Below are 24,605 nucleotides of genomic sequence, written 5' to 3' on the forward strand. Positions count from 1 at the left end.
CAAATATGATTTTGATTTGCCAAATCGTAGGTTAATCGTAGGTTAATGCGCGGTTAAAAAGAGTTCATTGCAATAAAAAAGCTATTTTTGAACGTTTTAATGAATCTGATGAAACAAAAAATCAATCTTTTAATTGGTATTTCCGCACTGGTTTTGATAGCGCTTTCCGCGATGCAGTTTTATTTAATCAAAACGACATACGATTATAAAGTAGCACAGTTCCGATCGGAAGTAAAAGAAAAAATCGCCGCCATTACCAATGATTACAGTACTGTAGATGCAACCGTTTTCAATAAAAAAGACCTGCTTTATAAGGATTTGGCTCACGATTATTTCAAAAATCCTGAAAACAGATTGTCCATTAAACAAAAACTTTTAGACAACGATTTTAAAAGTTATTTGACTTCACGATTACAGAAAGAATTTGAAAGGGAATTTTCAGAGCATGAACTGGATTTCGCTATCGTGGTGAATAAATTCGTGCTTTATGACAATGCTCAAAAAGTTGATACCGTTTTCTCTGAAAAATCACTGATCAAGAATAAAATCTGTGGCAATTTAAATTCTTTAGATGATGCTTTTACTGCACGAACGTATGTCGGAACAACTAGTGGCACCATCAACAAATTACCTTATAAATTACTAACGGAAGACACCTTATACATTTCCATAAAAAACTGGGAATTCATCATTTTACGAAGAATGGTTTTATTGTTTGTATTTGCCGTTCTTTCCATGGGGATTTTGGTTTCACTTTTTGTCATTACTCTTAAAGCGTTAATTCGACAAAAGAAGATAAGCGACATTAAAACCGATTTTATCAACAATATTACGCATGAACTCAAAACGCCGTTAACAACTCTTTCAGTTTCTACAAAAATACTTGAGCGTAAGGATATTAAAGAAAATGAAACGGTTTACAATTCGGTATTGGATACAATTAACAGACAGAATATTCGTCTTCAGAATTTAATCGATCAGGTGCTTACTAACTCATTAGGTCATGAAGAAATTCAGCTTCAGAAAGAAGAATTAAATCCTAACGTTTTCTTGAAAGCTATTGTTGATGATTTTAAAATCGCTTACCCTTCTGCCAATATCAAAACACATTTTATTTCTGAAAACATAACGCTGAAATTAGACAAATTTCATTTAACCACAGCCATCAACAATGTTCTGGAAAACGCTGTGAAATATGGTTGTCAGAATATTTCGGTTACCACTTCATTGGAAAGCAATTCTTTTAAAATCAACATTCAGGATGACGGTATTGGAATCCCAAAAGAAAAACAATTGCTACTGTTTGATAAATTCTACCGTGTTGAAAATGGCAATATTCACAACACAAAAGGCTTAGGATTAGGACTTTATTACGTCGATCAGATTATAAAAGCGCACAAAGGTTCCGTGAAAGTAATCAGTGATTTGGGCAACGGTGCTTTGTTTACTATAAGCATACCTTCTGTTTAAGCCATGAAAAAGATTCTTTTAGCCGAAGACGATGCAGATTTTGCCTCCGTTTTAAAACAATTTTTAGAACTCTATGGTTATGCAGTTTTTTGGGCAAAAGACGGTGAAGAAGCCTATCAGTACTTTCAAAAAGAAGCATTTAGTATTTGCATTTTAGATGTGATGATGCCGAAAATGGACGGTTTTACTTTAGCCGAAAATATGATACAGTACAATCCGGAAGTTCCTTTTATCTTCTTGACTGCCAAGAAAATGAAGGAAGACAAAATTCAGGGTTTAAAACTTGGTGCAGATGATTACATCGTGAAACCTTTCGAGGTTGACGAACTGATTTTGAGATTGAACAACATTATTAAACGGTCCGAAAAAAGTTTAGTTTTAAATACTGTTTCAGAAGAAATCAAAATCGGGAAATATAGTTTTGATAACAAACGATTTGAATTAAAATCAGATAATGGTATTCAACGTGTTACCGAAAAAGAAGCCGCCATGATTGTATTCTTTCATAAAAACCGTAACCAGCTTTTAAAAAGAGAAGATGTGTTGAAAAACATTTGGGGATCCGACGATTATTTCTCCGGAAGAAGTATGGACGTCTATATCAGTAAATTACGCAAATACTTTATGGACGATGCGAACATTTCCATTGAAAGCATCCGAAATATCGGTTTGGAATTTAAAATAAAAAATGCAGACCTGTAAGCCGGATTCTGTACTAACCGAAGTCAGCCCTTATCATTTATCTAGACTTGCAATTACTCACAAGTTCCATCTGCCTACCCCTCAGCAACGGACGAGCCGCCCTTAACTGCTGATATACATGGCATTTCACCGCATAGAGTTTACCTGGTTTCACTACAGCATTACCTGTACATACTTTCTGTTGCACTTGTCCTCCCCTGATTGCTCAAGGTGACGGGCGTTACCCGCTATGCCGCTCTATGGTGTCCGGACTTTCCTCCCCAACGAATTGGAGCGATAAGGCGGTCTGCGGTGCAAACTTACAACAAATAAGTTGCAACAGCGAATTATTATAACCACACTTTAACAATAGTTTTGAAAATTATCATCCTTAAAAAGCGTAACTTTATTCTGATGAACAATATAACCTTTGAATCATGATACATACTTATAATTATGCCAGCGTTTCCATTGCGTTGCGAGAGTTGAAAGATTTAGGTTTTGAATACGATTTCAATAAAAATGAAGAAGAATTCAAGACGAATCCTCATGATTTTGAAATTGTTCATATTTATCGTTATGAAGGCGATTCCAGTGCTGATGACGAGGCGACCGTATATGGCATAAAATCTAAAAGTGGTAAAAAAGGCGTTTTTGTTTCCGGATATAATGCCAATTCCCATAGTGATGCCGCTCGATTTCTGATTGGACTTACCATAAAAAGCCGAAAAGGCTTATAAGCTGTTGTGAATAACTTTTCCTCAAATTCATAAATTGCATCGAATCAAAATCAACAAAAATTCTATATTTGTATTCCAATAAATTTCTATGGAACAATTTATAGTATCAGCCCGTAAATACAGACCTCAAACGTTTAAAGACGTTGTGGGACAACAGGCTATTACAAATACTTTGCTTAATGCCATAGAAAACAATCACTTAGCGCAGGCTTTATTATTTACAGGCCCTCGAGGTGTTGGAAAAACAACTTGTGCCCGAATTCTCGCGCGTAAAATCAATCAGGAAGGTTATGATGATCCGTATGAGGATTTTGCTTTCAATGTATTTGAATTGGATGCTGCTTCGAATAACTCAGTTGATGACATCAGAAATTTGATTGATCAGGTTAGAATTCCTCCACAAACCGGAAAATACAAAGTATATATCATTGACGAGGTTCACATGCTTTCGACTTCGGCTTTCAACGCTTTTCTGAAAACTTTGGAAGAACCGCCACGTCATGCCATATTCATTTTAGCAACTACGGAAAAACACAAAATCTTACCAACGATTTTGTCACGTTGTCAGATATTCGATTTCAAAAGAATTACTGTTAAAGATGCTAAAGACCATTTAGCGGAAGTAGCTCGCAGTCAAAGTGTTACTTTTGAAGACGATGCTTTGCATATCATAGCTCAAAAAGCAGATGGTGCGATGCGTGATGCTTTGTCTATTTTTGATAGAGTTGTTTCGTATTGCGGAACAAACCTAACGCGTCAGGCTGTAACGGAAAATCTGAATGTTCTTGATTTTGAGTACTATGTAAAGGTAACTGATTTAATTCTGGAGAACAAAATCCCTGAACTGTTATTGGCTTACAACGATATTTTAGCCAAAGGTTTTGACGGACATCATTTTGTAGCCGGTTTGGCTTCACATTTCCGTGATTTATTGGTTTGTAAAAATCCTGCTACCTTGATTTTATTAGAAGCTGGCGAACATGCCCAACGTCTTTACGGAGAACAGGCGCAAAAAGCTTCTCAGCATTTTTTATTACAGGGAATTGATATTGCCAACGATTGTGATTTAAAATTCAAAGCCTCACAAAATCAACGACTTTTAGTTGAATTATGCCTTATGCAGCTTGCCTCTATCACTTTTGATGGAGAAAAAAAAAAGCTGACAAATTTATAATTCCGCCAACTTATTACCGTAATTCAGGTTATTCCATCACCGAAGTTAAACCTAAAGCGGAAATTCTACAGCCTAATCAGGAAAATACAGCGCAAGCGGAAGAGCTGCCCGAACCTCAAAAAATTACTGTTGCACAGCCGATAACTGAAACTGTTGCAGATGAGCCTGTAAAAGAAGAAAAGAGTATTTCAGTAACTTCCAAACCTGCAATTGAAGTACAAATAGGTTCTGATAATGCGCCAAAAGTTTCAGCCTTTTCATTAGCCAGTATTAAGGCAAAGCGTGAATTGGAAGCCAATCAGAAAGCATCAGTAAAACACCATGACGAGTTACCCAAAGAACCATTTACGGAAACGGACATGTTATTGCATTGGACAAATTTCGCGGAAAAATTAAAGTATAAAGGACAACATATCATGGCAACTTATATGCTGATGGATGATCCGACTTTAGAAGGCACAACCATAAAACTGCACTTGCCAAACCAAGGATCTAAAGTAGATTTCGACAATAATAAAAACGATTTGTTAGGGTATTTGCGAGGACATCTTCATAACCATGATGTAGCTATTGAAGTATTTGTAAATGAGGTTGTTGAATCCAAATATGCCTTTACTCCCCTTGAAAAATTTGATAAACTAAAAGCAATAAATCCTGCATTGGATTTATTGAAAAAAACGTTTGATTTGGATGTTTAATCCGTTAAAAAGGATTTGATAAACGCTTTTGATTTTTGTAAAATTAAATCAGGAGCTTCCTTATGTGGTGTGTGTTTTACTTCCGGAATAATAAAACTGCTAGCATTTCCTTTAATTTGCGATACAATTTTATTTACCTGTTCCAAAGTTCCGTACTCATCCTCTTCCCCTTGAATAACAAGGGTCGGACAAGTAATATTTTGCAGAAAGCTTTCAATGTTCCATTTTCTAAACTCATCGGTGGTCCAGATATTACCCCAAGCCCAAAACATTTCATCCGTTTTTTCGCCGTGGTATTTTTCCAGTTTTGCTTTTAAATCAGTAGTTTGATAAAGTTCAATAGCTTCTTTAATACCTTCAACGGTAATGTCTTCGACAAAAACATGTGCGCCTTCAGTAATAACTCCTAAAATATTTTCAGGATATTTTCCGGCTGTGATCAATGCGATTGAACCACCATCACTATGCCCGAAAAGGATAGCTTTATCAATATTCCAAAATCCCAACAGTTGATTTAAAATATCGGCCTCCAGTTCCACATAATAATTATCGCGTTCGGAATAAGTAAACGCACAAGACTTTCCATAACCTTGCCGGTCATAGATAAGTACATTACATTTTGTAATTACACCTAACTTTTCGGGGAAATCACGCCATAATTCGATGGAACCCAAGGAATCGTGAAGGAAAACAATAGTGGGTTTGCCAGGAAAACCGTCAAATCTTTCCACTGCAATCTTTTCAAGTGGAAATGTAATATTTGAATCCATAATTAAAAGCTGTAAAAGAAACAGTATTAAATCTTTCCGTTGTACATTGCTTTTACGATTCCATCGGAAAGCCCAATTTTAGGAACATAAATGCTTCTTGCTCCACTCCATTTCATGGCATTTAAATATATTCGCATGGCTGGAATGATAACGTCAGCACGATCTGTATTTAAAGCAAGTTCTGCAATTCGCTGTTCGTAAGTTAAAGAGTTAAAATATTGATACTGAGAGTTCAGATAGATATAAGAAAGCGGCTTATCCTGTGCTTTTCCTGAAAGTTTAAATATTTTATTGATGTTCCCTCCTGAACCAATCAAAGTGATGTCTTCGTAAGGAGCTGTTTGTGCTTTGATCCATTTTTCGATTTCCAGCCAAACGATATCGTTAACCATATTGTTCAGTAAACGAACGGTTCCGTTTTTGAAGGATTTTGATGCAATCATTTTACCTTCTGAAAACAAGGAAAATTCGGTACTGCCACCACCAACATCTACATATAAATAGGTTCCGTCTGTTTTAATGAAATGATGTAAATCTGATGAAGCGATGATAGCAGCTTCTTTTTTACCGTCGATAATTTCAATCTTTACATCCGCTTTTTTCTTGATAATTTCGGTAACTTCTTTTCCGTTATATGCCTCACGCATAGCGGAAGTAGCACACGCCATATAACGCTCTACTTTATATACTTTCATCAACAGTTTGAAGGCCTTCATGGCATCAATCATCCTGTCGATGTTTTCATCTGTAATCTCCCCAACAGTAAAAGCATCCTGTCCCAATCGAATCGGAACCCGAATTAAAGCACTTTTGTTAAATTGTGTTTCTTTTCCTTGTTGCTCAACTATATTGGTAATGAGCAATCGCATGGCATTGGAACCGATGTCTATTGCTGCATATTTTTTAATTGTAATCATCTTAGCAGTTAGCTTTTAGCGGATAGCATTTAGCTTTTAGTAATTAATTATTTGTTTTTAATTTCTTCCGAATCAAATGTTTTCAGCAATTACTTCCAATTTATCCCTGTAGTAATTGTACATTTCGTGTTGGGCTCGGAACATTTTCTGGTCTGGCTGCTTACGATATTTATTATCCAGTTTTTCAGAATGCAGACGGGCTTTTACATTAGCCCTCCATCCTATTTCGAATGTTTCCAACATTTCTTTTTTGATTTCCTCATCGTAAATTGGGCAGCTTACTTCCACTCGGGCATCTAAATTACGGGCCATAAAATCGGCCGATGAAATATAGATATCCGGATCTCCGTTGTTGGAAAAAATATACACTCGGGAATGCTCCAAATAATTGTCTACTATACTGATGGCTTCAATGTTTTCGCTCATTCCAGTAACTTCGGGAATTAAACAACATATCCCTCTAATTATTAACTGAACTTTTACTCCGGCACGACTGGCTTCGTAAAGCTTATCAATCATTTTATAGTCGGATAAACTATTCATTTTTAGCTTAATATAAGCTTCTTTTCCGGCATTAGCGTTTGAGATTTCCCTATCAATCAACTTATAAAATTTGGATCGGGTATAATGCGGAGACACTAAAAGATGTTTGTAACGATAAACACGGTAATTCACATCGAAAAATTCAAAAACCTTGGAAACATCTCGCATAATCTGAACGTGACTGGTAAACAACGTCACATCGGTATATACTTTGGCTGTGGCTTCATTAAAGTTTCCTGTTGAAATAAGGCCATAACGTTTCACCTTTCCTTCTTCCATGCGTTCAATCACACATATTTTACTATGTACTTTTAAACCTTTAACTCCGAAAATCAATTCGACACCTTCGGTCTGCATCATTTCGGCATATGAAATATTGCTGGCTTCATCAAAACGAGCCTGTAGTTCAATTTGAACGACTACCCGCTTACCGTTTTTTGCAGCATTGATTAATGAGCTTATAATCTGAGAGTTTTTGGCCAATCGATACAAGGTAATTTTAATAGAAACTACTTTTGGATCAAGTGCAGCTTCTCTTAAAAATTTGATGAGATAAGCAAATGACTGATACGGAGCATTTACCAGATAATCTTTATGCTTTATTTTTTCTAATATACTTCCCTCTAAATCTAGGCCGGGTACAGGAAGCGGTGTATTTTTTTTGGTCAATAAATCGTAACGTCCAAGATTGGGAAAATCCATGTAATCACGACGGTTATGGTAACGACCGCCAGGGATTAAACTGTCGGTAGCATCAATTCCCATTCGCGTAAGAAAAAAGGCAAGCGTATCTTTTTCAATGGATTGGTCGTAAACGAAACGTACCGGTTCTCCTATTCGCCTGTCTTTTACACTGGACGAAATTTTCTCCATGAAACTTTTATTTAAATCGGAATCAATATCCAACTCGGCATCACGGGTAATTTTTATCATGTGAGCAGAAATACTCTCATAGTCAAAAATGTTGAAAATGTTATTAAGATTGTATCGGATAACATCATCCAGCAAGATAATGTACTGTTTGTCTGAATTGGATGGCAGTACTACAAAACGGTTAATTGCTTTTGGTATTTCAATAACAGCATAACGAACGTCTTTCTTTTGAAGAATTTTAGAAAGTATCGTGTTTTGCGTTTGAGGTTTCATTACCAGTTTAACAGCTAAATACCCGGATGTATCTTTGAGTAACGGAAACTCATCCAAATCATTAAGGATGATGGTTACCAATTCCGGCCCAACTTTTTGAATGAAAAAATCTTTAATGAAATCCTGTTGTTCTTTATTAATTTGATTTTCATTAATGATGAAGATATTCTCTTTTTCAAGCATCTTCTCAATCACACTCAAAATGCGTAAACTTTCTGATTGCTGCTCGATTACGATTTCGGTAATGTCTTTCAGTAATTGTTCTGCCGAAATTCCTCCTAAAAGTTTTTCTCCTGAAATTCCCTGAGAGTTCAACCGTCGGATTGCCGCATAACGAACACGGAAGAATTCATCCAGATTATTGGAAAAAATTCCTAAAAAACGAAGTCTGTCTAATAAAGGAACACTTTCATCTGCTGCTTCCTGTAGTACTCTGGCATTAAAGGCTAACCAACTTTTTTCTCTGTCTATATATCTGTTTTCCTGTGTAGCAATCATGATTTTAAATGACTGGGAAAAATCGTTTTGAGAATTTTTCCTTTTTGTATGTTCTTCCATTCTTCTTCTTCAAACTTTAAGGCAACAAACCCTGAAGTCGGTACATTATCTATATAATGATCTCCAAATTTATTAACAAAATTTGTTATAGCCTCATTATGTCCGAAAAGAATTAGGTTATCATACTTGTTTTCGCAGTCTTTTATGGTTTTTTCCAGGCTTCTTTCATCAAAGGTGTATAAATCGTCTTTATATATAATAGTCTCAAGAGGTATTGCAAGATTTTGTGCGTAAATCATTGCGGTTTCTTTTGCTCTTTTTGCAGGACTACTCCAAACTATAAAAGACTTCGGGAGGAATTGATCAACGGCGTGTGAGGTTATATGGGCGTCTCCTATCCCTCTTTTTGATAAGGGTCTGTCTATATCTTTTAAAGGAGCCTCCCAACTTGATTTTGCATGACGAATAAGAATTAAATTTTTCATAACCAACAATTTAGTTCTATAAAGTAACTCAAAAAAAACCATAAAAACCAGAGAATATTTGTCAAATAATTGTTAATTCACGGATAAAAGGGGCGTTTTCATCGAAAATGCGCTTGTAAATAATATAGTTCCGTTTTTAATTGAATAATTTAGACTTAACAAATTATCGAAACACTATACTGAAGTTCTTTTAAAGAGTTTTTTTCCGAATATGAAAATACCACACCTTTGTATTTGGATTTTTTTTCAGCATAGTTATGCGTTCTGGTTAACGGTTTAGTAATCAGAATATTTCAATTCTATTTTTTCCAACAAATTTTTTTGCTGTGTGAATTTCTTTGTCCTTTCACAATACGCACCTATTTTTCAATTTGTGCTTTGTCAGGCTATGGAAATTAAACTAAAAACTATTTATCGAATAAAAAAATGAATTGAAAAATGAATGTCCATGAAACCAAAAATTACATTACTGCTATTATTTTTAGTTATTGGAATTAACAATGTTGTTTCGCAAACAACCGGAGACCACCCAGATTTGAGGTTGTGTACCGGCGGTCAGCCCTACTCTTATTTAGACTACTTTAATTGTACATCTAATAATTACACATTAGATAATGTATATTTAAGTGCGTCTGATGTTAATGGAAATCCAATAACCGAACCCTGTGCCGTTCCATCGACACAACCCGTTTACATTTGGCTGAATTACACTTCTAATTCCAATAGCCCCATAACACAAGTTAGAATTTTTAGTACCTTAACTGTAAGAGATGCTGATGGTAATATAATCAGTGATCCAAATAATCCTACGGAGATAAATACTTATCTAGGTAGTGTTTATCCGGGTGTTGGCAGACGACTTCTTACAATTAACGGAAGTACAAACGGCTTTACCTGGACTTGTGGTACTGAACTAAGTCTGACCAGAACTCTTGTAGTTTGGCTGCCAAACGGAGATGCAGATGATCCAAATGATCCAAATGATTCATTTGATCCCGAATTACCAGTATATAACTGTAGAACCTACAGTACATCACAATGTGAATTTTCAGGTGATATGATTATTAAAGCACCTTTGGCTGTACAATTTGAATACACAGCATGTACTATTGGTAATCAAACTACAGTAACATTTGATGATGATACAAATGGAGGAGCCGAACCTTATTTCTATACTTGGAATTTTGGTGATGGTTCGCCAGTTTCACATGAACAAAATCCAGTACACGTATATCCATATCCGGGCGGTCCTTATACTGTTACATTTACGGTAACCGATTCAAGCGTCCCTACTCCTATGACTCATACTGTTACGCAGATAATTTCCTCAACACCTATTACTATTGCCGGAGTTCCTCATTCTGCCAGTTGCAGCACAGGTAATAATGGTTCAATTGATGGTGTTTCGGCAAGCGGTGGTACTCCTCCCTATTCATATTCATGGAGTAACGGAGCAAACACCCCAAACATAACAGGATTAGCTCCAGGAAATTATACCGTGACGGTTACAGACGCTGTAGGTTGTACCGGTACAAGAACTTTTACAATTCTACCGGGCGATAGTGGTAATCCGGTTGTTACCGCTCCCAACGATTTATCAATTGAAGGATGTGGAACTGTTTCAATTGGAGGATTAGGTTATTTACCTTTTTCTTCATCAGCGACAGTGATAACAATGCAACAATTTAATACTGCCGGTGGAAGTTATTCAGATACCTCATCAATAACAACAGTTACTTATCAGGATGTTGCTTCAGGAAGTTGCCCTGTAGTGGTTACCCGTACATTTACATTAACAGATGTATGCGGTAATTCAGGATCTGATGTACAAATTATCAGTATTGATGATACTACTCCACCTGTAATTGCAACACTTCCGGCTTCATCAACAATTAATTGTCCTGCTGTTCCAGAATTCGCTCAGGCTACGGCTTCAGATAATTGTAGTGCACCTGTAACACTTTCTTTTAATGATGTTACAACTCCGGGACAATGTGCAGGATCGTATTCTGTAACCAGAACATGGACTGCGACTGATGCTTGTGGAATGACTTCAACCGCTTCACAAACTATTACTGTTCAAGACGTTTCGGCTCCGGTGATTGATCCGCTTCCGGCTGCATCAACTATTAACTGTCCTGCTGTTCCAGAATTCGCTCAGGCTACGGCTTCAGATAATTGTGGTTCTGCATTCACCCTTACTTTTAATGATGTAACCACTCCGGGACAATGTGCAGGTTCGTATTCTGTAACCAGAACATGGACTGCGACTGATGCTTGTGGAATGACTTCAACCGCTTCACAAACTATTACTGTTCAGGATATCTTACCTCCTGTAGCTCCTGAAGGACCTGAAGACATTATCGTTTCTTGTAGCTCTGAAGTTCCAGCAATGCCTGTTTTAACAGCTGAAGACTGTAGTGGACCAATTTCAGTAACTGGAGTAGATGAATTTTATGTGGGAGAATGTATTAATTCATACACAATCATCAGAAAATGGATTTTTCAAGACGCTTGTGGAAACTCATCTTCTACGAATCAAACCATTACAGTACATGATGAAACAGGTCCTACCTACAGTCCTGCTATTGACCTTGAAATCACAATAGATTCCTGTAGCGAAATTCCGGAACCTGAAGCGTTGGTTTTCTCAGATAATTGCGGTGGTGTAGTAACCGTAACTTATACTGAAGAAATAGTAAATCAATCTGAAAATCAGGATGAGTTCAGCTATGATATCATCAGAACCTGGACCGCAACAGATGTTTGTGGAAACGAAACCGTGGTAATTCAAACCATCCATGTTAACGTATCCGATTATTTCGACACCCGTACTCCGGAATTATGTAACAATGCTCCTATCAATGCAAATTACGATTTAAATGAATTGTTAGCAGATATTGTAAACGAAGACGAATACGATGGTATATGGACAATAGAAAATCCTGGATACAGCCAGTGGTTAAACGGAAACATCTTAAATGTAACACAACTTCCTGTAGGCTATTACACTTTGGTGTACACATTAAATGCAAATCAAAGTCCATGCCCTAGAAAACTTCATTTTTACATTCACGTAGTTGATGATTGTGGTGTGTTAGCTTGTCGCTCTTTGGAAATTTTCAATGCAGTTTCACCTAATAATGACAATTTAAATGATGTCTTCCTTATTGAGAATATTACCGACCCTTGTTATGTTGAAAAAAATGTTCAAATTTATAACAGATGGGGTGTTTTGGTATATGAGGCAAATGGCTACAACAATGATGATATCGCCTTTAGAGGGAAATCTACTGGACGAGCAACATTTAATGGCAATGAAGATTTACCGGACGGAACGTATTTCTATATCTTAAAATTTAGAGATACAGACGGCTGGCATGACAGATCAGGTTATTTATATTTAAACAGATAATTCTCACCATACTTTTATATACTAAAATTAATTTAAATTAGTAGCTATGAAAACAAAGTTAATAACACTCGTTTTAGGATTAGTTAGTATAGTGGGGTATTCACAACAAGACTCACAATATACTCAGTATATGTACAATACTGTTAATATAAATCCTGGTTATGCCGGTTCCCGTGGAGTATTCAGTGTATTTGGTTTACACAGAAGTCAGTGGGTTGGACTTGATGGTGCTCCTACAACTAATGCTTTTTCACTGAATACGCCTATTGGAGACTCCAGTTTTGGTGTCGGGCTTTCATTTGTAAATGATAAAATTGGTCCTGCTAATGAAAATGCAATTTCAGCGGATTTATCCTATTTTATAAATGTTTCCGAAGATTATAAACTTGCCATTGGGGTAAAAGGAACTGCAAATTTATTTAGTATCGATATGAATAAATTAAGAATTCATGATGAAAACGACCCGCAGTTTCAAAACTTAGATAATGATTTCAGTCCAAACGTTGGAGCCGGAGTTTATCTTTACTCCGACAAATTCTATGCAGGACTGTCTGTTCCAAACTTTTTTGAAACCAAACGTTATAAAGACAATTCGGTTTCAATTAATCAGGAAAGACTGCATTTTTACGGAATCACCGGATATGTATTCGATTTAGGAGCCAATGTAAAAATGAAACCTTCAGTTTTGGCAAAAGTTGTTGAAGGAGCCCCAGTTCAGGTTGATGGTTCATTAAATTTCTTATTATACGAAAAATTAACTCTTGGAGCGGCTTACAGATGGGACGCTGCCTGGAGTGTGATGGCAGGCTTTCAAATATCAAATTCACTCTTCATCGGATATGGATATGATATGGAAACTACTCGATTGGAGAACTATAATTCGGGATCACATGAAGTATTCTTACGATTCGAATTATTTAACAATTCCAAAATGCTAACTCCTCGTTTCTTCTAAATTCTATGATTATGAAAATTAAAGCAATACTTCTAATTACCTTTTTAAGCATTAGTAGCGTTTATTCCCAATTTGGGAAACTTGCTACCGGTGACAGAAAATACGATAAATATGCTTTTATTGATGCAATAGAAGTTTACGAAAAGGTAGCTGAAAAAGGACACAAATCGGCAGATTTATTCCAAAAATTAGGTAATTCCTATTATTTCAATGGTGAATATGACAAAGCCGAAAGATGGTACGGGGAGCTGTTTGCAATGACAAACGATGTGGAACCACAATACTATTTCCGATACGCACAAGCACTGAAAGCCAATGGTAAAAACGATCAGGCGGATAAATTTTTAATGGATTTTTATCAGAAAACAAATAATCCCGTAGGTGATGTATTAAAACAGAATAAAGATTATCTGAACGAACTGCGAAGAGGATCAGACCGTTATGTACTGGAAGACTCCGGTATCAATACAGAGAATTCCGATTACGGTTCCATTTTTAAAGGTTCAGATATTATTTTTACATCAGCACGATCAACCGGAGAAGTTTTTCAGAAAAAACACAGTTGGACCGGTCAGTATTTTACAAAATTATATACTGCCACTATTGGTGAAGATGGAAAACTAAGTGATGCCAAGGAATTTTCAAAAGACCTTGATTCTAAGTTTCACGAAGCAACACCGGTTTTTACCAAAGACGGCAACACCGTTTATTTTACCCGAAACAATTTTAACGACGGGAAAAAAGGAAAAAGTAACGATAAAATCAATAAACTTAAAGTGTACAAAGCCACTTTAAAAGACGGTAAATGGGAAGACATAACAGAACTTCCTTTTAACAACGATAATTACAGTGTAGCACATCCGGCCTTAAGTATCGATGAAAAAACATTATATTTTGCTTCCGATATGCCCGGAGGGTTTGGGGAATCCGATTTGTACAGAGTTGCCATCAACGGAAACGGAACATTCGGTACACCTGAAAATTTAGGGAAAGATATAAACTCCCCCTTGCGTGAAACCTTTCCCTACATTACAGAAAAAAATGTATTGTATTTTTCTTCCGACGATCATTTGGGAATTGGCGGATTGGATGTTTTCGAATCCAAAATGAACAAAGACGGTAGTTTTACATCCATTAAAAATGTGGGAGCTCCTGTTAACAGTGTAAAAGACGATTTTGGTTATATTGTAAACCCGAACAGCCATATCGGTTATGTTACTTCCAATCGTGATGGTGGCGTAGGTTCTGACGACATTTACAAATTCAAAGAAAATGTTTGTGAACAATTACTTAAGGGTACAATTACTGATAAAGCAACAGCAGCAGTACTTCCCGGTTCAAAAGTTTCATTATTTGATTCAAACATGGAACTAATTCAGGCTGTGGAAGCAGATGCAAGTGGTAATTATCAATTTGATGAAAATATCGAATGTGATAAAAAATATTACGTAAGAGCTGAAAAACAGGATTATGAAACCAACGAAGTAAGTGTTTCGATCCCTTTAAAATCAGGAGAAAGCAGAGCGGATATTGCTTTAGCTAAAAATGTCCAACCTATTGAAGTTGGTACTGATTTGGCAAAAATATTTGACATCAGCATTATATATTTCGATTTAGACAAATGGAATATCCGTCCGGATGCAGCAACTGATTTAGAAAAAATTATTGCCGTAATGGAGAAATATCCAAAAATGAAAGTTGATATTCGTTCCCATACAGATAGTCGTCAAACGCATAAATACAATGAGCGTCTGTCTGACAGAAGAGCAAAATCAACCATGCAGTACATGATTAAAAATGGCATTGAAGCAAGCCGATTAACTGCAAAAGGATATGGTGAAACACAATTGGTTAACGGATGCGCAGACGATGTACCTTGTTCAGAAGCAGACCATCAGAAAAACAGACGTAGCGAATTTATTATCATCAGTTTAGAATAGTCTTTCATTCATTTTTTATACAGTTCGTTAAATAAAAAGTCCCGATGCAGTATCGGGACTTTCCTTTTGGATTAAAAATAACCCAGAAACTAAACACATATATTGTAACTAAAATTATTTTCTGATAAACATGTTGGTAAAATACATTTTCCCTTCTGCATTGGCTCGGATGGCAATTCCAAAGTGTGTATAATTTCCTTCAATGTTCGATTTGTGTGAGGCACTGTTCAACCAGGCCATCACAACCGATTGAGCCGTTGCATAGTTATATGCAACGTTCTCACCTACGGCTACTGCGCCTAAAGTCGCTTTTAAATTATCTTCTCTTTGGGCAAAAAGGGCGTGAGATAACGTATTGTTGGCAATCATATACTGATCGTGATCTTCCGAAACATTGGAAATATGATTGATTTTTTCAAGAGGATTTAAACCTTGGCTAACACGGTAATCGTTAATTAGTCTGGCAACTTCCAGTTCGATGTCGCTATATGAATAATTGTTGTCTACAAGATAAGTGTCATTTACAGCTGAATCGGTTTCTTCATTACTTTCTGTAGAACATGAAGCAAAAGTTAGTAGTAAGCCAATGATCGAAATGGAGCGGATGATTGTTGCTTTCATAAACTAAAAATTTAAATGTTAATGCTTGCTTCATTATCAATCTTATTTTTGTAACTAATTGATAACGAGACAAATGTACATTAAATTCGATTAACCGCAAATTAAATCGACAAAATGCACTAAACTTTAACATTTAAATCTAATTTATTGATTATCAAGGAGATAACCTATCAATTTTCCATTCAAAATCATCTTTAATTGTATATCTGATTCTATCGTGCAGTCGGTTTGGACGACCTTGCCAAAACTCAACAGAAAGAGGTTTTACTAAATAACCTCCCCAATATTCTGGTCGATGAACTTCTTTACTTTGATATTCTTGTTCCAGTATCTTAAGATTATTTTCAAGGAAATCTCTTGAAGGAATTATATCACTTTGAGCAGAAACAACAGCACCTAGCTTACTTCCTTGAGGACGACTGTCAAAATAATTGTCCGAAATAATATCCGAAGTTTTCTCAGCAATGCCTTTAACTATTACCTGTCTTTCCATAGAATGCCAAAAAAATGAAAGACAAACATTCGGATTTTGAGCAATTGCTTTTCCTTTTTCAGAATTATAATTCGTATAGAAAATGAATCCTTCTTCGTTAAATTTTTTAAGCAATACCACCCTAGCCTTTGGAAAACCATCCAAGCCAATGGTAGAAACCGTCATGGCATTTACTTCCTCTATTCCACCTAAATCTTCGGCTTCATAAAACCAGCGATGGAACAAATTCATCGGATCTTCCGGGATATTGGTTTCCAGAAGTTCGCTTTTCTCGTAAGATTTTCGATAGTTGCTTAAATCGGACATTTTTGAAGGTACTGAGTTACTAAGGCACTAAGGTACTAAGTTTTATGGCTAAAATTCAAATTCTCTTCCGTCATCTGCAAGAAGAATATTTTGAAAAACGGTTTCAGCTTCTTCTTTAAAACGCTCAATTTTTTCGTATCGTGTGGAATAATGGCCTAGTACCAAATATTCTACATTCGCTTTTTTAGCAATTAAGGCTGCTTGTTTGGCAGTGGAATGCATGGTTTTTTCAGCCAAATGTTCTTCAGTATCTAAAAAAGTACTTTCGTGATATAAAACGGTAGTATTTTCAATTAAAGGTATAATACTTTCATCATAAACGGTATCAGAACAAAACGCATAACTTTTAACAGGATCGGGATCAAAAGTGAGTTTTTCATTTGAAATCACTCGTCCGTCTTCTAAGGTTATATCCCCGCCATATTTGATTTTGTTGTAATACACTACATCAATATCATGATTTAAAATAGCATCAATATTCAGTTTTCGTTCTCTGTTTTTCTCAATGAAAAGATAACCGTTTGTATATACTCTGTGTTTTAGCGGAATGGTTTTTACCACAACCTTTTCATCTTCAAAAATCACTTCGCTTTCTTTGCTTTCCAATTCATGAAAATAAAGATTGTATCCCGTATAAGAATTTGATAATCTGAGCTGTATAAGAATCACCTCTTTAATTCCTTTAGGTCCGTAAACATGTAAATCTGTTTGTCGGTTAAGAAGCATAAAAGTCGAGATCAGTCCAACTAAACCATAGAAATGATCGCCGTGCAAATGCGAAATAAAAATATGTTCTATTCGTGAAAATTTGATTTTATTCTTACGTAGTTGCACTTGTGTTCCTTCCCCACAATCGATCAAAAACATACGGTTTTTTATTTCCAAAACCTGTGAAGTTGGATTGGTAATCGTTCTGGGAGTCGCGGCATAGCAGCCAAGGATGTTGAGCTTCATCTTAAATAAGTTTTGAGTCGCAGCTCAGTCTCATTTTCTGAACATTGTAAACTGGGACTGCATACTAATTTAGAAACCTAAATCGCGTTCAATTTCTTCCATTTCAATCATGTCGTGGGCTTCCAATAAGGTTGGAACCACTAACATGGAAGCAGGAACATCATTAAAATCAATATTCTCCGCAACGATTACGAAAGATTTTTTGGCTTTTTTGTGCTTTTTAGATAAATCCGAGAACGTTTTAATTCCTTTGATATCAACTGATTTGTCGTGTGTAATATCTAATATCAGATTACGTTCTTTAAACTCTTCGTATTGATTGTTAACCTTTTGAAGAAATTCTGTAATATTTCCTTCGGTGTCTTTTAAGATGGTTGTATGTATTTTGTGCTCTACTTTCATTGATGAATTGCTAAATGGCTGAGTTGCTAAGTTACTGAGGATTTTTATTCTTTACAAGAATATTATTGCAACATCCATTTCATTAAATCTTGCACATCAATAATTGACCAAGAATGCGGATGGCGGTCACCATTGGCTCGGTAACCTTTGTTTTTGGTTTGAATTAATTCGATATTTGAAAATCCCTGCTTCTTCATTTCCTTGGAAAACTTTTCAATGGAGCAGGCATTCATATCTTCATAATCATTGTCGCTGTCCTTTTTCCACCAAGTAACATCAGGCTCGGTATAGAATCTGATTTTTGTATTTTTTAAAGCGTTTACATTCTGGATATTACCCGTTATATGAGTAAAAGGTGAAAAATTTTCAAAATTGTGAAGACTGTCTTTTGGCGAACCCAATTTACTGTTGAAATCTTGAATGATCCATTTCGATTCTTCAACTGTTTCTTCTGAGAAATTTTTAGCAACGTTTTTTTCAGAATTCTTATAAATCTGCAATAGATCAACCGGTGAATCTCCTATAAAAACACCTTTGGGCTGAATTTTATTTTTTGTTTTTACTAAATAATCGCTTAAAAGTAAACTCACATTACCACCGCTGGAAAACCCTCCGATATAAATGTTTTTATAGTCAAGGTTGTTCTTTTCAAAGATGCTCAACAAATCATTAGTCAATGCAAGTTTTTCATCATCTCTTAGAAAAACATGCTGATTAAAACTCATTAACAATACTGAAACGTCATTCTTTACGGCTGTATCAACCACTTTAAATTCATTTTTGGTATCGTCGGAAACATGTCCGTAACCCGGAAATAAGATAAGAACTCCTTTTTGATTCTGGACTTTGATTAATTCGAAATCCTTATTCTTTACAGTTTTGATATTACCAGAAACCGTTACTTGTGCAAAATCGTTACTGGTTGAATTTTTACAAGAAGTAATTAAAAAAATTAAAACGGGTATAATTAAAAATCTCATACTTCTTTTTTAAGTCTTAACTTAATATTTGAGTGATTACTGAAAACCGAAAACTGGGACTGCTAACTAATTATTACTTTATCTTCTGTGCAAGCAAATAAATCACTGCCATACGAACCGCTACCCCATTCTCCACCTGATTTAAAATTACAGATTGCTGGGAATCGGCTACATCGGAAGTAATTTCAACCCCACGGTTAATTGGTCCCGGGTGCATGATTACGATTTCTTTGTTAAGCGAATCTAAAAGTGCTTTATCCACGCCATATTGTTGAGAATATTCTCTCGTTGACGGGAAGTAATTTACATCTAAACGCTCGTTTTGTACACGAAGCATGTTAGCTACATCACACCATTCCAAGGCTTTACGCAAGTTAGGCTCGTATCTTACTCCTAATGATTCGATGTATCTTGGAATTAAGGTTTTAGGCCCGCAAACCATTACTTCGGCACCTTGCATTTGCAAAGCAAAAATATTGGATAAAGCCACACGTGAATGCAAAATATCTCCAACAATAACAACCTTCTTACCTCCTACATCACCCAATCTTTCACGAATTGAATAACTGTCTAACAAGGCTTGTGTTGGGTGTTCGTGTGCTCCATCACCTGCATTTACGATACTTGCTTTAACATTTTGCGAAAGAAAATATGCCGCTCCCGGGTTTTTATGGCGCATTACCACCATATCCACTTTCATGGAAAGGATATTGTTTACTGTATCGATAAGCGTTTCTCCCTTTTTAACTGAAGATTGTGCCGCAGAAAAACTCATCACATCGGCAGAAAGCCTTTTTTGGGCTAATTCGAACGAAAGTTTGGTTCTTGTACTATCTTCAAAAAAGATGTTGGCAATGGTAATATGCTGTAAAGACGGTACTTTTTTGATAGGACGATTGATCACTTCCTTAAACTGATCGGCAGTTTCGAAGATTAAATCGATATCGTTTTTGTTGATGTATTTTATTCCAAGTAAATGATTAACACTTAGCTCTTTCATTGTATGTTGTGTTGTTGTATTCTTAGTTGTTTATTGTTTTGGCTACCAAAAGGACCTGATCTTCCCCCTCATTTTCCTTCCAGTTTACAATCACTTTTTCATTGTTGATGGCGTCAACCTGTCTTCCCCTGTAATCCGGCTGAATGGGTAAATCACGACTGAATCGTCTGTCAATCAGTGTTAAAAGCTCAATTCCCGATGGTCTTCCGAAGGATTGAATCGCTGATAAAGCCGCACGTATGCTTCTTCCAGTGTATAAAACATCATCTATAAAAACTACTTTTTTGTCTTCTACCAAAAAATCAATTTGGGTTTTGTTCGCCTCCAAAGGTTTTTCGTTTCTGCGGAAATCATCTCTAAAGAATGTAATGTCCAGAAAACCAAGCGGAACATTTTTAATATTGTATTCCTGCTCTAAAAGCTGTTTGATTCTTTCGGCTAAATATTTACCTCTTGGCTGAATTCCAATAAGAATAGTATTTGAAAAATCGTGGTGTTTTTCGATTAACTGACAGGCCAAACGATGCAGAATGATATTGACTTCCTTTGAAGTGAGCAATATTTTTTGACTCATAATGAAGTGTTGTGTTTGGGAGGTAAAAATACGATAATTTTATTAATCTGCTAATGCTGCGTACCATATTTGGAGATAGTTTCTCATAGCTACCTTTTATCGAGCAATTTTGACTATAATCTAAAATAAATATAATTCGGTGTTTTTTACCGAAATAAGTAATATTATCAACGATAAAATGAATGAAAATTAAGTTTTATGATAAAATAGAAATATTTTTAACATCTATCAACAATAAAAAATACTGATTATGAAAAACTTTACTTACTCCAACAGTAGTGTGGCTATTTATTGTTTGTGTATGTGCTTCTTCATGATAACGGCCTGCCAGCCGGAAGAAAGTACACAAAGAAATGGTAACGCAAATTTAGATCAAACTAACTTAAGAACTGGTGATTGTGAATTGGATTGTATTGTACCCGGCGGACCGTACTTCGAAACCACCGATTCTAAAGTAATACAATGGGGCGGCCGTTATGGCAACGCTAACAGTAAAACAGTTGACATAGCTTATTATAACACTGAAACACATTTTGTTATAATGGCAAAAAGCACAAGTGGTTGGTCCGATTTAGTCATTAACGGACTTTCGGTTTGGACTAATGGACCTGTTACAGCAAACACCTGGGGAACCTATAGCTATCCTCTTGATGAAGGTTGGCAAGCATGTGATTTGGAATCTTTTGCTTTAGCAGTTTCAGGAAATGGTCCTCCAGCTGATTTTACCATTAATTACAACCTGATTGGAACTTGCCCGGAAGGTTGTGAAACTGAATTCCGCGGAGAAGCTGTTTCATGCGATAATACAAGAGAAGCAATCTATACATTTACAGCAGACAGCGATCAGGATTATATTAAAATTCAGGGTGGTTTAACCAATTTCACAGGTGAAGATGCTATAGTAACAGTAACCGGTGGTAATTGCACAACTTTTCAATCAACCCCGGGAGGAAGTTCAAACAGAATCATTAAAATAGAAGGAAATGTTTCTGAATGCGAAGAAATTACAATCCACATCACCTGGAATTCAACAAATTCGGGAGGAATAATTACCGGCGGATGGTCTGTTAAAGACGAAAATGGAACTGAACTGGCCCCTTCTTTAAACGGATTAGAATGCAACTAAACAACCAACAATTCAAAAAAGCTGTGAGACTACTCACAGCTTTTTTTATGAAATTTCTTAATCTAAATTAAGCACATTCTCACTATTGATATCTTAACTTTGTGTAACAATTTAAAAGAAGAACACAATGGCAACAAAAAATATCGAATTAGTAGCCGAGCCAAGAGCACCGCATTTCGTTGGTGACGGTTTCCGGGTACACAACTTCATTCCGAGCGGATTTCGTTTGGACATGGAACGAATGAGTCCGTTTATTATGTTGGATTACAACTCAAAATATAACTTTCCTCCTTCTGAAATTCCAAAAGGCGTTGGCGTTCATCCGCACAGAGGTTTTGAAACCGTAACCATTGCCTACAAAGGAAAAGTGGCGCATCATGACAGTGCCGGTGGCGGTGGAATTATTGGTGAAGGCGATGTACAATGGATGACAGCAGCTTCAGGCGTATTACACAAGGAATACCATGAAGAAGAATTCAGCAAAACCGGCGGCGAATTCCAGATGGTACAGCTTTGGGTAAATCTTCCGGCGAAAGACAAAATGAGCCAACCAAAATATCAGGCCATTGAAAACAGCAAAATGGGACGGTATGAACTTCCTGACAATGGAGGTTTTATCGAAGTAATTGCCGGAAATTATAAAGATGTAAAAGGTCCCGCTTTTACTTTCACACCGGTAAACATGCAGAATGCGAAATTAAATAAAGGTGGAAAAGCTGCGTTTTCTTTTCCTGCAAATTACAATACTGCTTTATTGGTAATCGAAGGGAGCATTAAAGTAAACGACAAAGAAATCATTTCAACCGATCATTTTGGATTGTTCGAAAATGAAGGAGAAGATTTCACCATTGAAGCTATGGAAAACGCAATCGTTTTAGTGTTGAGTGGAGAACCAATAAACGAACCTATTTTCCCTCACGGACCATTTGTAATGAATACCAGAGAAGAAATCGTTCAGGCGATTGAAGATTTCAACAACGGAAAATTCGGTCATTTAGAAGATTAATTATACAAATCAGTAATCTAAATAAGGTTACTGATTTTCAATAAATAAATAAAACAATCAACCCAAACGTATCTATGAAACCAGAATTCGAAAATATTCCTTTAATTAAAAACGAAGAAAACCATCGTTTTGAAATCACATTTGAAGGTCATAAAGCTTTTATCGACTACAAAGAAAGACCCGGTAAAATTACATTAATCCACACAGAAGTAGAACCGGAACTCGAAGGTAAAGGCGCCGCAACAGCTGTAATCGAAAAGACTTTAGATTATATTGAACAAAACAATTTTAAATTGGTACCACTTTGTCCTTTAGTCTTTGCTTACATCAAAAGACATCCGGAATGGAAACGTATCGTCGATGAAAATTTCAAAGGTTTTGAAGAATAATTCATAACTTTCTAACTCCTAAATTCTAAAAAATGTCAAACATACAATTAATCATAGAAGAGCGTTCTGCCGATATTGGCAACTTTATGGTAGGGCGATTACTTCCTTTTCGCGAAAAAAGAACGGTTGGCCCCTTTGCCTTCATTGATCATATGGGGCCGACCTGCTTAAAAGATTATCAGAATTTAGATGTTGCGCCTCATCCGCATATCGGACTTTCTACCTTAACGTATTTGTTTGAAGGCAGCATCATGCACAAAGACAGTTTAGGAACTGAAGTAGAAATTCAACCCGGAGCCGTAAACTGGATGACAGCAGGAAAGGGAATTGTGCATTCTGAAAGAACGCCGCAATATCTTCGAACTTCGGATAAAATGCTTCATGGTTTGCAAATTTGGGTGGCACTTCCTAAGGAATTAGAAGAAATGGAACCCACTTTTACCCACGTAGAAAAAGACGATTTACCGCATTGGGAACAAGACGGTGTCTCTATTAAACTGATTGCAGGTGAAGCCTTTGGAAGAAAATCACCTGTTCCGGTTTACAGCCCATTGTATTTTCTTGAAATTAAATCTACAGCAGCACAAACCGTAAAAATTGGTGATGATTTATTTGGAGAAAGTGCTTTATATATTTTAGAAGGAAGCATTAAAAGCGATAACAATGTTTTTGATCCGAAACAAATCCTGATAGCAAAAGACAGCAAATTATGTGAATTCGAGATGGCGGAAAACACAACCGTATATATTTTTGGCGGTGAAGCTTTCCCCGAAGAACGCTTTATTTTCTGGAATTTCGTTTCCTCAAGAAAAGAGAGAATCGAACAGGCCAAAACCGATTGGGAAAATCAAACGTTTCCAAAGGTTCCAGGTGAAACTGAATTTGTACCGCTTCCTCCGGCTTTAAAAAACTTCAAATAATTATGGAAAAGATAACCGCGCATATTGGAACACAAAACTACAAAGTTGCTGTTCAGGGAAATTCAAACACACTTATTATTGACGAACCTATTGAATTAGGCGGACAAGCTTTAGGTGTAAATCCGAAAGAACTGTTGGCTGCTTCATTGGGTTCTTGTACAATTATTACCTTAAAAATGTATGCCAATCATAAAGGTTGGGATTTAACCGATGTGAATATCGAAGTGGCTTTTGACTGGGATAAAGAAAATTCAAAATCGTTTTTTACCCGAAAAATTGAACTGATTGGGAATTTGGACGAAGCGCAACGCGAACGTTTACTTAAAATTGCCGACAGTTGTCCGGTTCACAAAGTACTGATGAACCCAACGGAAGTAGCAACAACACTTGTGTAAATTTGTT

23 protein-coding genes, 1 other RNA gene and 1 pseudogene are annotated in these 24,605 nt (G+C 36.2%); 13 read left to right on the forward strand and 12 right to left on the reverse strand.

Going from position 1 to position 24,605, the window contains the following annotated elements; translation table 11 throughout:
- Positions 1–108 precede the first annotated feature (108 nt).
- The gene (locus ABGT15_RS03885; protein ID WP_367230104.1) at positions 109–1,470 is read left to right on the forward strand and encodes a sensor histidine kinase; all 1,362 of its coding nucleotides are present in this window, start codon (positions 109–111) and stop codon (positions 1,468–1,470) included.
- A 3-nt stretch (positions 1,471–1,473) separates the two neighbouring features.
- Positions 1,474–2,157, forward strand: a pseudogene (locus ABGT15_RS03890) (response regulator transcription factor); the annotation flags it as partial.
- On the opposite strand, the gene rnpB reads toward ABGT15_RS03890, so the two are convergent.
- Positions 2,154–2,465, reverse strand: an RNA gene (gene rnpB / locus ABGT15_RS03895) — RNase P RNA component class A. The pseudogene ABGT15_RS03890 and the gene rnpB sit on opposite strands and share 4 nt — an antisense overlap.
- Before the next feature lie 123 nt (positions 2,466–2,588).
- On the opposite strand from rnpB, the gene ABGT15_RS03900 reads away from it, so the two are divergent.
- The 3 genes from ABGT15_RS03900 (at position 2,589) to ABGT15_RS03910 (ending at position 4,763) form a co-directional block, all read left to right on the forward strand.
- Positions 2,589–2,891, forward strand: a complete 303-nt coding sequence (locus ABGT15_RS03900; protein WP_367230105.1) for a hypothetical protein — start codon at positions 2,589–2,591, stop codon at positions 2,889–2,891.
- A gap of 88 nt (positions 2,892–2,979) precedes the next feature.
- Positions 2,980–4,065, forward strand: coding sequence for a DNA polymerase III subunit gamma/tau (gene dnaX, locus ABGT15_RS03905; protein WP_367230106.1), 1,086 nt, complete (start codon positions 2,980–2,982; stop codon positions 4,063–4,065).
- A gap of 287 nt (positions 4,066–4,352) precedes the next feature.
- Complete coding sequence (locus ABGT15_RS03910; RefSeq protein WP_367230107.1) at positions 4,353–4,763, forward strand: DNA polymerase III; 411 nt, start codon at positions 4,353–4,355, stop codon at positions 4,761–4,763.
- Here ABGT15_RS03910 and ABGT15_RS03915 read toward each other — a convergent pair.
- From ABGT15_RS03915 to ABGT15_RS03930, 4 genes are all read right to left on the reverse strand, one after another.
- A complete protein-coding gene (locus tag ABGT15_RS03915) occupies positions 4,760–5,533 on the reverse strand; it encodes an alpha/beta fold hydrolase (RefSeq protein WP_367230108.1) in 774 nt (257 codons plus the stop codon). The genes ABGT15_RS03910 and ABGT15_RS03915 overlap by 4 nt on opposite strands.
- Positions 5,534–5,559: 26 nt before the next feature.
- Positions 5,560–6,450: a Ppx/GppA phosphatase family protein gene (locus ABGT15_RS03920; protein ID WP_367230109.1), complete on the reverse strand. Its 891-nt coding sequence runs from the start codon at positions 6,448–6,450 to the stop codon at positions 5,560–5,562.
- Positions 6,451–6,522: 72 nt separating this feature from the next.
- On the reverse strand, positions 6,523–8,637 hold the full coding sequence (ppk1, locus tag ABGT15_RS03925; RefSeq protein ID WP_367230110.1) for a polyphosphate kinase 1: 2,115 nt from the start codon (positions 8,635–8,637) through the stop codon (positions 6,523–6,525).
- On the reverse strand, positions 8,634–9,122 hold the full coding sequence (locus ABGT15_RS03930) for a SixA phosphatase family protein (protein WP_367230111.1): 489 nt from the start codon (positions 9,120–9,122) through the stop codon (positions 8,634–8,636). Before ABGT15_RS03930 ends, ppk1 begins: the two co-directional genes overlap by 4 nt.
- A 448-nt stretch (positions 9,123–9,570) precedes the next feature.
- Between ABGT15_RS03930 and ABGT15_RS03935 the strand changes: the two genes are divergently transcribed.
- Genes ABGT15_RS03935 through ABGT15_RS03945 form a run of 3 tightly spaced genes read left to right on the forward strand, consistent with a single transcriptional unit; the run spans position 9,571 to position 15,432 of the window.
- Positions 9,571–12,537 (forward strand): HYR-like domain-containing protein, encoded by a 2,967-nt coding sequence (locus ABGT15_RS03935; protein WP_367230112.1) that lies wholly within the window; start codon positions 9,571–9,573, stop codon positions 12,535–12,537.
- Positions 12,538–12,583: 46 nt separating this feature from the next.
- Positions 12,584–13,492, forward strand: a complete 909-nt coding sequence (locus ABGT15_RS03940; protein WP_367230113.1) for a PorP/SprF family type IX secretion system membrane protein — start codon at positions 12,584–12,586, stop codon at positions 13,490–13,492.
- Positions 13,493–13,503: 11 nt separating this feature from the next.
- Positions 13,504–15,432 (forward strand): OmpA family protein, encoded by a 1,929-nt coding sequence (locus tag ABGT15_RS03945; protein WP_367230114.1) that lies wholly within the window; start codon positions 13,504–13,506, stop codon positions 15,430–15,432.
- Positions 15,433–15,546: 114 nt separating this feature from the next.
- On the opposite strand, the gene ABGT15_RS03950 is transcribed toward ABGT15_RS03945, so the two are convergent.
- The 7 genes from ABGT15_RS03950 to pyrR form a co-directional block, all read right to left on the reverse strand.
- The gene (locus ABGT15_RS03950) at positions 15,547–16,053 is read right to left on the reverse strand and encodes a CAP domain-containing protein (RefSeq protein WP_367230115.1); all 507 of its coding nucleotides are present in this window, start codon (positions 16,051–16,053) and stop codon (positions 15,547–15,549) included.
- A gap of 154 nt (positions 16,054–16,207) precedes the next feature.
- Positions 16,208–16,852: a pyridoxamine 5'-phosphate oxidase gene (gene pdxH / locus ABGT15_RS03955; RefSeq protein WP_367230116.1), complete on the reverse strand. Its 645-nt coding sequence runs from the start codon at positions 16,850–16,852 to the stop codon at positions 16,208–16,210.
- 48 nt (positions 16,853–16,900) lie between these two features.
- Positions 16,901–17,806, reverse strand: coding sequence for a ribonuclease Z (locus ABGT15_RS03960; protein WP_367230117.1), 906 nt, complete (start codon positions 17,804–17,806; stop codon positions 16,901–16,903).
- A gap of 69 nt (positions 17,807–17,875) precedes the next feature.
- A complete protein-coding gene (locus tag ABGT15_RS03965; RefSeq protein ID WP_367230118.1) occupies positions 17,876–18,208 on the reverse strand; it encodes a ribonuclease Z in 333 nt (110 codons plus the stop codon).
- A gap of 62 nt (positions 18,209–18,270) precedes the next feature.
- On the reverse strand, positions 18,271–19,188 hold the full coding sequence (locus tag ABGT15_RS03970) for a hypothetical protein (protein ID WP_367230119.1): 918 nt from the start codon (positions 19,186–19,188) through the stop codon (positions 18,271–18,273).
- 73 nt (positions 19,189–19,261) lie between these two features.
- A complete protein-coding gene (locus tag ABGT15_RS03975) occupies positions 19,262–20,188 on the reverse strand; it encodes an aspartate carbamoyltransferase catalytic subunit (protein WP_367230120.1) in 927 nt (308 codons plus the stop codon).
- Positions 20,189–20,210: 22 nt separating this feature from the next.
- Positions 20,211–20,762 carry a bifunctional pyr operon transcriptional regulator/uracil phosphoribosyltransferase PyrR gene (gene pyrR / locus ABGT15_RS03980; protein ID WP_367230121.1) on the reverse strand — a complete coding sequence of 184 codons (552 nt, stop codon included), beginning with the start codon at positions 20,760–20,762 and terminating at the stop codon, positions 20,211–20,213.
- 250 nt (positions 20,763–21,012) lie between these two features.
- On the opposite strand from pyrR, the gene ABGT15_RS03985 reads away from it, so the two are divergent.
- The 5 genes from ABGT15_RS03985 to ABGT15_RS04005 all read left to right on the forward strand — a co-directional run bounded on the left by ABGT15_RS03985 (position 21,013) and on the right by ABGT15_RS04005 (position 24,598).
- On the forward strand, positions 21,013–21,888 hold the full coding sequence (locus tag ABGT15_RS03985; protein ID WP_367230122.1) for a hypothetical protein: 876 nt from the start codon (positions 21,013–21,015) through the stop codon (positions 21,886–21,888).
- Positions 21,889–22,015: 127 nt separating this feature from the next.
- Positions 22,016–22,894 carry a pirin family protein gene (locus ABGT15_RS03990; RefSeq protein ID WP_367230123.1) on the forward strand — a complete coding sequence of 293 codons (879 nt, stop codon included), beginning with the start codon at positions 22,016–22,018 and terminating at the stop codon, positions 22,892–22,894.
- A 74-nt stretch (positions 22,895–22,968) separates the two neighbouring features.
- Positions 22,969–23,283: a GNAT family N-acetyltransferase gene (locus tag ABGT15_RS03995; protein ID WP_367230124.1), complete on the forward strand. Its 315-nt coding sequence runs from the start codon at positions 22,969–22,971 to the stop codon at positions 23,281–23,283.
- A gap of 32 nt (positions 23,284–23,315) precedes the next feature.
- A complete protein-coding gene (locus ABGT15_RS04000; RefSeq protein ID WP_367230125.1) occupies positions 23,316–24,203 on the forward strand; it encodes a pirin family protein in 888 nt (295 codons plus the stop codon).
- 2 nt (positions 24,204–24,205) lie between these two features.
- Positions 24,206–24,598 carry an OsmC family protein gene (locus ABGT15_RS04005; RefSeq protein ID WP_367230126.1) on the forward strand — a complete coding sequence of 131 codons (393 nt, stop codon included), beginning with the start codon at positions 24,206–24,208 and terminating at the stop codon, positions 24,596–24,598.
- The last annotated feature ends 7 nt before the right edge of the window (positions 24,599–24,605 follow it).

Source organism: Flavobacterium enshiense (assembly GCF_040750275.1).
GTDB classification, from domain to species: Bacteria; Bacteroidota; Bacteroidia; order Flavobacteriales; family Flavobacteriaceae; genus Flavobacterium; species Flavobacterium enshiense_B.

Bases quoted from the DNA above. Each gene is read 5' to 3' on its own strand.
- ABGT15_RS03885 (WP_367230104.1), top strand. From the start codon at position 109: ATGAAACAAAAAATCAATCTTTTAATTGGTATTTCCGCACTGGTTTTG.
- ABGT15_RS03900 (WP_367230105.1), top strand. From the start codon at position 2,589: ATGATACATACTTATAATTATGCCAGCGTTTCCATTGCGTTGCGAGAG.
- dnaX (WP_367230106.1), top strand. From the start codon at position 2,980: ATGGAACAATTTATAGTATCAGCCCGTAAATACAGACCTCAAACGTTT.
- ABGT15_RS03915 (WP_367230108.1), bottom strand. From the start codon at position 5,533: ATGGATTCAAATATTACATTTCCACTTGAAAAGATTGCAGTGGAAAGA.
- ABGT15_RS03920 (WP_367230109.1), bottom strand. From the start codon at position 6,450: ATGATTACAATTAAAAAATATGCAGCAATAGACATCGGTTCCAATGCC.
- ppk1 (WP_367230110.1), bottom strand. From the start codon at position 8,637: ATGATTGCTACACAGGAAAACAGATATATAGACAGAGAAAAAAGTTGG.
- ABGT15_RS03930 (WP_367230111.1), bottom strand. From the start codon at position 9,122: ATGAAAAATTTAATTCTTATTCGTCATGCAAAATCAAGTTGGGAGGCT.
- ABGT15_RS03935 (WP_367230112.1), top strand. From the start codon at position 9,571: ATGAAACCAAAAATTACATTACTGCTATTATTTTTAGTTATTGGAATT.
- ABGT15_RS03940 (WP_367230113.1), top strand. From the start codon at position 12,584: ATGAAAACAAAGTTAATAACACTCGTTTTAGGATTAGTTAGTATAGTG.
- ABGT15_RS03945 (WP_367230114.1), top strand. From the start codon at position 13,504: ATGAAAATTAAAGCAATACTTCTAATTACCTTTTTAAGCATTAGTAGC.
- ABGT15_RS03950 (WP_367230115.1), bottom strand. From the start codon at position 16,053: ATGAAAGCAACAATCATCCGCTCCATTTCGATCATTGGCTTACTACTA.
- pdxH (WP_367230116.1), bottom strand. From the start codon at position 16,852: ATGTCCGATTTAAGCAACTATCGAAAATCTTACGAGAAAAGCGAACTT.
- ABGT15_RS03960 (WP_367230117.1), bottom strand. From the start codon at position 17,806: ATGAAGCTCAACATCCTTGGCTGCTATGCCGCGACTCCCAGAACGATT.
- ABGT15_RS03965 (WP_367230118.1), bottom strand. From the start codon at position 18,208: ATGAAAGTAGAGCACAAAATACATACAACCATCTTAAAAGACACCGAA.
- ABGT15_RS03970 (WP_367230119.1), bottom strand. From the start codon at position 19,188: ATGAGATTTTTAATTATACCCGTTTTAATTTTTTTAATTACTTCTTGT.
- ABGT15_RS03975 (WP_367230120.1), bottom strand. From the start codon at position 20,188: ATGAAAGAGCTAAGTGTTAATCATTTACTTGGAATAAAATACATCAAC.
- pyrR (WP_367230121.1), bottom strand. From the start codon at position 20,762: ATGAGTCAAAAAATATTGCTCACTTCAAAGGAAGTCAATATCATTCTG.
- ABGT15_RS03985 (WP_367230122.1), top strand. From the start codon at position 21,013: ATGAAAAACTTTACTTACTCCAACAGTAGTGTGGCTATTTATTGTTTG.
- ABGT15_RS03990 (WP_367230123.1), top strand. From the start codon at position 22,016: ATGGCAACAAAAAATATCGAATTAGTAGCCGAGCCAAGAGCACCGCAT.
- ABGT15_RS03995 (WP_367230124.1), top strand. From the start codon at position 22,969: ATGAAACCAGAATTCGAAAATATTCCTTTAATTAAAAACGAAGAAAAC.
- ABGT15_RS04000 (WP_367230125.1), top strand. From the start codon at position 23,316: ATGTCAAACATACAATTAATCATAGAAGAGCGTTCTGCCGATATTGGC.
- ABGT15_RS04005 (WP_367230126.1), top strand. From the start codon at position 24,206: ATGGAAAAGATAACCGCGCATATTGGAACACAAAACTACAAAGTTGCT.